At 73.5% G+C, this 9,021-nt stretch carries 8 protein-coding genes and 1 tRNA gene; 5 read left to right on the top strand and 4 right to left on the bottom strand.

Features of this window, described 5'->3' with window-relative positions:
* Together nrfD and PINTE_RS18875 are read left to right on the top strand one after the other, a co-directional pair.
* On the top strand, positions 1-1,077 hold a 1,077-nt coding region (nrfD, locus tag PINTE_RS18880; RefSeq protein WP_068433819.1), incomplete at its 5' end, for an NrfD/PsrC family molybdoenzyme membrane anchor subunit.
* The gene (locus tag PINTE_RS18875; RefSeq protein ID WP_068433817.1) at positions 1,040-2,368 is read left to right on the top strand and encodes an L-lactate MFS transporter; all 1,329 of its coding nucleotides are present in this window, start codon (positions 1,040-1,042) and stop codon (positions 2,366-2,368) included. The genes nrfD and PINTE_RS18875, both read left to right, overlap by 38 nt.
* Here PINTE_RS18875 and PINTE_RS18870 read toward each other — a convergent pair.
* Positions 2,298-3,308, bottom strand: a complete 1,011-nt coding sequence (locus PINTE_RS18870; RefSeq protein WP_068433815.1) for an asparaginase — start codon at positions 3,306-3,308, stop codon at positions 2,298-2,300. The genes PINTE_RS18875 and PINTE_RS18870 overlap by 71 nt on opposite strands.
* A gap of 61 nt (positions 3,309-3,369) precedes the next feature.
* A complete protein-coding gene (selD, locus tag PINTE_RS18865) occupies positions 3,370-4,404 on the bottom strand; it encodes a selenide, water dikinase SelD (protein ID WP_068433814.1) in 1,035 nt (344 codons plus the stop codon).
* Positions 4,405-4,450: 46 nt separating this feature from the next.
* Between selD and PINTE_RS18860 the strand changes: the two genes are divergently transcribed.
* Positions 4,451-4,543: transfer RNA gene (locus PINTE_RS18860), tRNA-Sec, on the top strand.
* A 118-nt stretch (positions 4,544-4,661) separates the two neighbouring features.
* Here the strand turns inward: PINTE_RS18860 and PINTE_RS18855 are convergent.
* On the bottom strand, positions 4,662-5,267 hold the full coding sequence (locus PINTE_RS18855; protein WP_068433812.1) for a DinB family protein: 606 nt from the start codon (positions 5,265-5,267) through the stop codon (positions 4,662-4,664).
* Complete coding sequence (locus PINTE_RS18850; RefSeq protein WP_157087373.1) at positions 5,264-6,283, bottom strand: immunity protein CdiI family protein; 1,020 nt, start codon at positions 6,281-6,283, stop codon at positions 5,264-5,266. Before PINTE_RS18850 ends, PINTE_RS18855 begins: the two co-directional genes overlap by 4 nt.
* Positions 6,284-6,536: 253 nt before the next feature.
* Between PINTE_RS18850 and selA the strand changes: the two genes are divergently transcribed.
* A complete protein-coding gene (gene selA, locus PINTE_RS18845; protein WP_068433808.1) occupies positions 6,537-7,922 on the top strand; it encodes an L-seryl-tRNA(Sec) selenium transferase in 1,386 nt (461 codons plus the stop codon).
* A gap of 2 nt (positions 7,923-7,924) precedes the next feature.
* The coding region (locus PINTE_RS18840) for a GTP-binding protein (RefSeq protein WP_245643057.1) at positions 7,925-9,021 on the top strand (1,097 nt) is incomplete at its 3' end.

The raw sequence follows: 9,021 nt of genomic DNA, 5'->3' as shown, positions 1-9,021 counted from the left end.
GGCGGCGCCGATCTCGCGGCCGCGGCTCCTCGGGGCCGCGGCGGGCGCAAGGGCCGCCGCCGCAAGGGCCGCCCCGACGACGTCATGGTGCCCGACGCCCAGTTCTCCTCGTACTACGGGCGGCCCATCGTCAAACCCGCGCCGTGGACGTGGGAGATCCCGACCTACCTCTACCTCGGCGGCCTGGCGGCCGGCTCCTCGCTCGTCGCCTCCGGCGGGGAGATGACCGGTCGGCACGAGTTGCAGCGCAACGCCCGGCTCGTCTCGCTCGTGGCGCTCGGTGGCAGCACGGCCGCGCTCATCGGCGACCTCGGCAAGCCGAGCCGCTTCCTCAACATGATGCGCACGGTCAAGCTGACCTCCCCGATGTCGGTCGGGTCGTGGATCCTCGCCGGCTTCGGCGCGTTCACCGGGGCCGCCGCGTTCTCCGAGGTCATGCACTTCGCGCTGCCCGAGGACGTGCCGCTCAAGGAACTGTGGCCGATCGGCGACCGGCTCACCGCGATCGGGGCCGGCTTCTTCTCGGCGCCGCTGGCCGCGTACACGGCGGTGCTGCTCTCCGACACCGCGACCCCCACGTGGCACGAGGCCCACCAGGAACTGCCGTTCGTCTTCGTCGGCTCCGCGCTGGCCTGCGCCGGCGGCGCCGCGATGGCCACGACCAGCCCCCGCGAAACGGGACCGGCCCGGTTCATGGCCGTCACCGGCTCCATGGTCGAGCTCGTGGCCCATGCCGCCATGGAGAGGCGGCTCGGGCTGCTCGCCGAGCCGCTGCACGAGGGCCGCGCCGGCACGCTGCTCACGGCCGCGAAGGCGGCCACGGTGGCCGGGGCCGCGCTGACGGTGGTCGGCGGGCGCAACCGGGCCGTCGCCGCGCTCGCGGGGTTGGCTCTGAACGCCGGCTCCGCCCTCACCCGCTTCGGGATCTTCTACGGCGGCATCGAGTCCGCCAAGGATCCGAAGTACACGGTCATTCCCCAGAAGCAGCGGCTTGCAGCCCGTCGGGCCGCGCAATCCTCGCACCCCGACGGAGACGCCCATGAGCAGCAGCAACCACGTTCCCAGGCAGGCGCCTGACGACGACCGCTCGACCTCGACCCCCAACCGCTGGATCGTTCTCGTCGGCGGTGTGCTCGTGCAGCTGGCGATCGGCGCGGTCTACGCCTGGAGCACGTTCGCGGCGGCCTTCCAGTCCGACAGCTCGGCGCTGCAGCTGACGCCGGTGCAGGCCAGCCTGCCGTTCCAGGTCGCGATCGGCATGATCTTCGTCGGCACGTTCATCGGCGGCCGCATCCAGGACCGGCGCGGGCCGCGGGTCGTCGCGCTGACCGGCGTCGTCATCTACTCGATCGGCATCATCCTCTCCTCGTTCGCTCGCGCCGACGGCCAGCTGTGGCTGCTCGCCCTCGGCTACGGGGTGCTCTCCGGGTTCGGCCTCGGGCTCGCCTACATCGTGCCGATCGCCATGCTGCAGAAGTGGTTTCCCGACAAGGCGGGGCTCATCACCGGCCTGGCCGTCGGCGGTTTCGGGTTCGGTGCCGTCATCACCTCCCCCGTCGCGCAGATGCTCATCACCCGCGACCCGCAGACCCCCGCGGCGGCGTTCCTGCCGCTGGGCATCGCCTACCTCATCGCGGGTGTGCTCGGCGCGCTGCTCTTCAAGAACCCGCCGCAGGGGTACACGGCTCCCGGGGCGGGCCCGAGTTCGACTGCGGACGAGTCGGCTGACAAGGCCCCGGCGCAGACCCGACGCGACTTCACGCAACGCGAGGCCCTGTCGACGCCGCAGTGGTACCTGCTCACCGCGATCCTCGGCTTGTCGGTGATGACCGGCATCTCGCTGATCTCCGTCGCCGCCGGCTCCGCGACGAACATCGCCGGCATGAGCGCGGCCGCCGCAGCGACCCTCGTCGGCGTGCTGGGCCTGTTCAACGGCGGCGGCCGCATCCTGTGGGCCTGGCGCTCGGACCGCATCGGCAAGATGCCCGCGTTCGTCGGCATCCTCGCGATCCAGGGCGCCTGCCTCATCGCGATCCCGCACGCCGGCACCCCGTGGCTGTTCGTGCTGCTGGCCGCGATCATCTACACCTGCTACGGACGCGGTTTCGGCGCCATGCCCTCCACCGCCGGCAAATTCTTCGGGGTCGCCAACGCGGGCGGCATCTACGGGCTCATGCTCATCGCGTGGAGCATCGGCGGGGTCGCCGGCCCGCTGCTGACGACGTGGCTGCTCGGCTCGGACCGCAACTACACGCTGGCGTTCACGACGATCGGCGTCATCGGCCTGGTCGCCGCCATCATCCCGCTGGTGACGAAGCCACCGGCAGCCCCGCGGCGAGACGGGCACCGAGCCACAACCGAGCCTTGACCGCGTCGAGCGGCCCGGAGCTGACCACGCCCCGCCCGAGCAGGTCCATCTCGGAGCCGGGGTAGCCGTACGTCGATTCGAGCGTGCCGCCGGCGCCCGTGCGGGAGGTCAGCACCACAGGGATGCGGTGGGCGACCGCCTCGAGAACGGGCACGAGATCGGCGGGCACGTGACCGCCTCCGGTCGCCTCGACGATGAGCGCGTCGGCGATGGCGGCCAGGGCGTCGACCTCGACGGGCCGGGTGCCCTGCGCGACCCGCAGGATCGGCACGTACGGCCAGGTCGCGTCGGGCGGCACGTCGACGCGCTCGTGCTGGCGCACCGGCCGGGCGTAGATGTGCACGCGGCCCTCGACGACCCGCCCGATGGGCCCGAAGCCCGGCGAGGTGAACGCGTCGGTGGCGCTGGAGTGGGTCTTGGCGACGTGCGCCGCGGCGTGGATCTCGTCGGAGAGCACGACGAGCGCCCCGAGCCCGCGCGCGGCTGGGTCGGCGGCCACCTGCACCGACGCGATGAGATTCGCCGGGCCGTCGGCGCCAGGCGTAGAGGGGGTGCGCATGGCACCGGTGACGACGACCGGCGCCTCGATGTCGAGGAGGAGGTCGAGCAGGTAGGCGGTCTCCTCGAGGGTGTCGGTGCCCTGCACGACCACGATGCCGTCGGCGGGCGGCTCCCCGGTGCCGGCGCTCCCGGTGCCCCCGGTGCCCACGGCGACGGCGATCGTCTCGGCGACCGCGCGCACGTCCGCGGGTCGGATGTCGCAGGAGGGCACCTGCATGAGCGTGCGGGCCGTGACATCGGCGACCTGGGCCAGCCCGGGCGCCATCGCGAGCAGGTCGTCGCCCGTCAGCGTCGGGATGGCCCCGCCCCCGGCCCCCGATGTCGACGGGAGCGAAGCAATGGTGCCCCCCAGGGTCAGGACCATGACGCGCGCTGTCATGCGGTCATCCTCGCTGATCCGCACACGGTTCGGGGCGTTTGCGGGCGCGGAGGGCCGACCATCAGCGCACGGTGACGCGGGCCGGCCCCTCGGTCGTGTGACCGATGACGGGCGCCCCGGGGATCTCGCCGACGACGAGCAGCCCGCCGCTGGTCTGGGCGTCGGCGAGCAGCACGAGCGTGTTCTCGTCGCGGTCGGAGTCGACGTGCGGGCGCACCCAGTCGAGGTTGCGGCGGCTGCCGCCGGGCAGATAGCCGGCGGCCATCGACTCGCGCACCCCCTCGATGACCGGCACGGCGTCGGCGTCGATGACCGCGCCCACCCCGCTGGCCCGCAGCATCTTGTAGAGGTGGCCGAGCAGCCCGAAGCCGGTGACGTCGGTGGCCGCGCGCACCCCGGCCGCCAGGGCCGCCGCGCTGGCCTCGGCGTTGAGCGTGGTCATCACGTCGATGGCCTGCTCGAACCTCTCCCCGGTCGACTTGTGTCGGTTGTTCAACACACCCGAGCCGATCGGCTTGGTGAGGCTCAGCGGTTGTCCGGGTGCGGCGGCGTCGTTGCGCAGCAGGCGATCCGGATCGCCGACGCCGGTGACCGAGAGTCCGTACAGGGGCTCCGGCGCGGTGACGCTGTGTCCGCCGGCCACGGGGCAGCCCGCCTGCCGGCCGACGTCGGCGCCGCCCTCGAGCACCCGGGCGAGCATCTCGTCGGGCAGGCCCGCGGGGTCGTCCGGGTCGGCGAGCGGCCAGGCGACGAGGTTGATCGCGAGCACCGGCCGACCGCCCATCGCGTAGACGTCGGACAGCGCGTTGACCGCGGCGATCCGGCCCCAGTCGTAGGGGTCGTCGACGACGGGGGTGAAGAAGTCGGCGGTGGAGATCAGCGCGACCCCGTCGGCCTCCTCGACGCGCACCGCCGCGGCGTCGTCACCGTCCTCGACGCCCACGACGAGGGTCTCGTCGTCGACGCTGCGCCCACCCCGCAGCCCGGAGACGATCCGTTCCAGCCGACCGACCGGGATCTTGCAGGCGCACCCTCCGCCCGCCGCGTACTGGGTCAAGCGCCGGGGACCGGCGTCACTGCTCTGTACGGCCGTCATGGCGCGACTCTACGTGGGCGCCTAGGGTTGATTCGAGTCGGCGCGGGGAGGCGCGTGGGCACCTGGTGGGCTCCACGGTCTTCAAAACCGATGTGCGGCGGCATCCGTCGCAGGCGGGTTCGATTCCCGTGCGCCTCCGCCGACCGACCTATCCGGCCCTATCCGGCGGACCGAGCGGCCGCCCAGCCGGTGGGCCGCCACGGACCCCCGCTGACCATGGCGGTGAGGTGGTGAGGTGTCGGCGGAGGACGGCGCGGCTATGAGCGGCAGGCGATGCGCTCGAGGCGTTGCACGTATGCGGCCCAGGTGGTCTCGTCCCAGTCGGGCAGATTGTCGCCGGGTCCGCGCCGACCGACTCCCCCGTCGATGAGCTCGCGCAGGATGTCGGCGTGGCCCGCGTGCCGGGCCTCGTCGAGGGCGACGTGGGCGAGGATCTGCCCGAGCGTCACCCGCCGCCGGTCTTCGGGCCACCACGGCACCTGCCCCGGAGCGTCGAGATCGAGGTCCTCGATCGTCGCGTCGGCGTGGGCGAAGCACGCCTCGGCGAACGCGAGCATGTCTGCCATCGACTCGGATTCGGTGGCGAACATGTCGAGGTTGTCGTCCGGGTCGGCGCCCGGGGCATCCCACGGAAAGGGCAGGGTCGACGGCCGGTCGAAGACGACGCCGAAGTAGCCGAGTTCGCAACTGGCGCAGTGTTTGAGCAGCCCGAGCAGGTTGGTGCCGGTCGGCGTGCGCGGCATCCGCGCCTGCTGCTCGGTGAGCCCGTCGAGCTTGGCGCGCGGGGCGTCGCGCTGCTCGTGGAGGTAGTCGACAAGCCGACCCTTGAGGAGAACACCGGCGTCGCCGGACTCGCCGGTCATCGGCGGGGGCCTTCGGTGTCGAGCACGCCGGTCAGCTCCCACAGGTCCAGCTCGACGCGGTAGTCGGGCCCGAGCTCGTCGGCCATGTCGGCGGCGAGTTCGGCGGCGAAGGCGGCGTGGTCGCGGGCGGCGGCGGGGTCGTCCCAGCCCGTCACCGAGTCCATGTGGTCCTCGAAGTGAGCCGCCCAGCCCTCCAGCTTGAGGTTGAGCTCGGAGGAGAAGCTGCCGACCCCGGACTCGGTGACGAAGTCGCCCCACACCGGGAACGGTGCCCCGTAGTCGTTCTCGAGCCGCACGACGATCGGGGGGCGGGTGCGGGCGGCCTCGATCCGCTCCAGCCCCGCGCGTCCGAGATGCGGCGGCTCGAGGGTCACCTCGATGGCCCCGACGCTGTCCTTGACCCGGCGCGCGAGCCACCGCCCGAGCGCCTCGAAGTCACCGATGCGGGCCCGCGGCAGCCAGCCGCGCGCGTCGTCCCATTCGGCCTGCCACTGATCCGACCAGTCGAGCAGCCGGTAGGCGATGTCGGCGGGCAGCGCGAGATCCTCCGGCTCGATCGGCTGCCCGTCCAGGCGCAGCGGGCTCTCGCGGCCCGTCTCGGTCACGAGCCACACGCCGCGCATCTCCTCCGGCGGCACCAGGCTGGTGTCGACGTCGCCGGCCCAGTCGGCCGGATCGTCTCCGGACACGATGCCCCCAGGGCCAGACGGCGTTTCGACGTCGGTGCCCTCGGTGTTGTCGTCCCAGTTGTCGTCGGCGGCATCGGGGCCGGGGCCTACGGTCTCCCGCGGGCCCTCGGCGGGGGACGGCTGGGCGGCGTGCGGCTGGGCGTGCCAGCTGAACAGCGCCGAGTAGATCGGCGTGTTCAGCGAATCACGTTCGGGATCAGTCGATTCCGGCTTCTCATCCGACTCTTCGGAGGAGGCCTGGGCGTCCGCGGCCGACTCGTCGTCCTCATCGAGGAATTCGGCGGAATCGACGAAGTCGACGAACAGATCGTCGAAACCTTCTGTCACCGAGGGTTCCTCGGAAGCAGACTCGGAACGTTCGGCAGGAGGGGGTCGCGTCCGGTCGCGGCGCGCTGAGTCGTCGGGGCGCAACGGATCGCCGAGGACGATCTCGTCGAACCAATCCGACGACGGACTCATCGCAGGGCTCCTCCCGGGTGCTCCGTCCAGCGCATGAGCGCGTGTGCCTAGGATGCCCGTTCTAGTCTGGTCAGACTGGTTAAACACCCCGATCGCCCCAGACCACCCAAGGAGACGCGACGTGCCCCAGCGCACGCCGACCGAGCCGGACGCCCGGCGTCGGATCCCCCGCACCGACACGCTGCTGGCGGCCCCCGAATTCGTGGCCGCCGCAGAACAGTCCGGCGCCGATGCGGTCAAGGCCGCGATCCAGCGCGCGCAGAGCGCGGCGCGGGCGGGACGCATCGCCCCGGAGGCGGTGGCCGCCGCGGCCCTGGCCGACCTGAGCGACCGCCACGGCCGGCCCACGAGCCTGCGCCGCGTCGTCAACGCCACCGGCGTCGTGCTGCACACCAACCTCGGTCGCGCCACCCTCTCGCCCGGCGCGCGGGAGGCGATGACGCTGGCCGGCGGCTACTGCGACGTCGAGTTCGACCTCGCCGACGGCCGCCGCGCGCGCCGCGGCCGCGGCACCCTCGACGCCCTCGCCGAGCGGTTGCCGGAGGGCACCGGCACCCTCGTCGTCAACAACGGCGCCGCGGCCCTGGCACTCGTCGCCGCCACCCTCGCGGTCGCCGCCGGCCGCCCCGAGATCGTCGTCTCCCGAGGTGAACTCGTCGAGATCGGCGACGGCTTTCGCATCCCGGAGCTGCTGGAGTCGGTCGGCGCCCGCCTCGTCGAGGTCGGCACGACGAACCGCACACATCTGCGTGACTACGACGCCGGGATCGGCCCGGCGACGGGCTTCGTGCTCAAGGTGCACCCGAGCAACTTCCGGGTCAGCGGCTTCACGAGCAGCGTGCCGATCGCCGCGCTCGCGCCGCTGTGCCGCGAGCGCGACCTGCCGCTCGTCAGCGACATCGGCAGCGGCCTGCTCACGCCAGACCCCCTGCTGCCGCACGAACCCGACGCGACGACGACCCTCACCGACGGCGCCGCGATTGTGACAGCCAGTTGCGACAAACTGCTCGGCGGACCGCAGGGCGGCCTCGTGGTCGGCGAGCCGGCCACCGTCGAGCGGGTGCGCCGCCACCCGCTGGCCCGGGCGATGCGCGTCGACAAGACGACGCTCGCGGCGCTGGAGGCCTCGCTGCGCTCCCCCACCCCGACCCACCAGGCCCTGCACGCCGACGCCGACACCCTGCGCGAGCGCGCCGAGCGCCTCGCCGCGGCCGTCGGCTCCGACCCCGCGTGCGTGGGCCTGACCGTCGAGGTCGTGCGCAGCGACGGCGCGGTCGGCGGCGGGTGCGCTCCGGAGGTGCCGCTGCCGGGCTGGGCGGTGCGAGTGCCGCAGCGCCTGGCCGAGCCGCTGCGGACCGGTCGCGACACCGCGGTCGACGGCGAGTTGCCCAGCGTCGTAGGGCGACTCGACGACGGGGCGCTACTGCTCGACGTGCGCTGCGTGACCGACTCCGAGATCCCGCTCGTCGCCAGGGCCCTGGCGGCGGCGTGCCGGGAGCAGTCGTGAGCATGCACGTGTTGGCGACGGCGGGCCACGTCGACCACGGCAAGTCGACGCTCGTGCGCGCCCTGACCGGCATGGAGCCGGACCGGTGGGAGGCCGAGAAGCGCCGCGGCCTGACGATCGATCTCGGCTACGCGTGGACCACCCTGCCCGGCGGCGAGCAGGTCGCGTTCGTCGACGTGCCCGGGCACCGGCGGTTCATCGGCAACATGCTCGCGGGCATCGGCCCCGCGCCCGGGGTCGTCTTCGTCGTCGCCGCCGACGCCGGGTGGAGCGCCCAGAGCGAGGAGCACCTGCGGGCGGTCGAGGCCATCGGCATCCGACACGGCCTGCTCGTCGTCACCCGCGCCGACCTCGCCGACCCGGCTCCGGCGCTCGCGCAGGCCCGGGAGCGGCTCGCCGCCGCCGGGCTGGGCGAGGCGGAGGCGGTGGCGGTCAGCCCCGTCACCGGCTCCGGCATGGACGAGCTGCGGGCCGCCTTGGGGCGCCTGCTCGCCCGCATGCCCGCCCCGGCCGATCCACAACCGCCCGCCCGCACTCGCCTGTGGATCGACCGGTCGTTCACGATCGACGGCGCCGGCACCGTCGTCACCGGCACGTTCGCCGAGGGCGCGCTGGCCGTCGGCGACGAACTCGACCTCTCAGGGGCGAGCACCCGGCGGGTGCGCGTGCGCGGGCTGCAGAGCCTGGGCCGCGACCACCGCGAGGTGTCGGCCGCCGACGGCGTGACCAGGGTCGCGGTCAACCTGCGCGGCCTGGCCGCCGACGACATCGAGCGCGGCGAGGCGCTGCTGACGCCGGGCGCGTGGCGGCGCACCCAGGTCTTCGACGCCCGCTGCGTCACCGACGCGGCGGTGCTCGCGGCGCTGCCGTCGCAGGTCAGGCTGCACGTGGGTACCGCGGGGCCGGGCGTGCACCTGCGGCCGCTCGACACCGGCTCCACGGGGGCGGTGCGGGTGGTGTTGCCGCATCCGCTGCCGCTGGTCGCCGGCGACCGGGCCATCCCTGCGCGACCCCGGCGACGCCTCCGGCGAGGCCATCTGCGGCATCGTCGTCGTCGACCCCGACCCCCCGCGGCTCACCCGGCGCGGAGACGGTGCCC

Origin of the sequence: Piscicoccus intestinalis NBRC 104926, from assembly GCF_001515525.1 — a bacterium.
Classification (GTDB): Bacteria; Actinomycetota; Actinomycetes; order Actinomycetales; family Dermatophilaceae; genus Kineosphaera; species Kineosphaera intestinalis.
Note: the sequence above shows the minus strand (reverse complement) of the source record. Positions and strands in the feature narration are given on the sequence as shown.

Bases quoted from the DNA above. Each gene is read 5' to 3' on its own strand.
- selD (WP_068433814.1), bottom strand. From the start codon at position 4,404: ATGACGGCCGTACAGAGCAGTGACGCCGGTCCCCGGCGCTTGACCCAG.
- PINTE_RS18855 (WP_068433812.1), bottom strand. From the start codon at position 5,267: ATGACCGGCGAGTCCGGCGACGCCGGTGTTCTCCTCAAGGGTCGGCTT.
- PINTE_RS18870 (WP_068433815.1), bottom strand. From the start codon at position 3,308: ATGACAGCGCGCGTCATGGTCCTGACCCTGGGGGGCACCATTGCTTCG.
- PINTE_RS18875 (WP_068433817.1), top strand. From the start codon at position 1,040: ATGAGCAGCAGCAACCACGTTCCCAGGCAGGCGCCTGACGACGACCGC.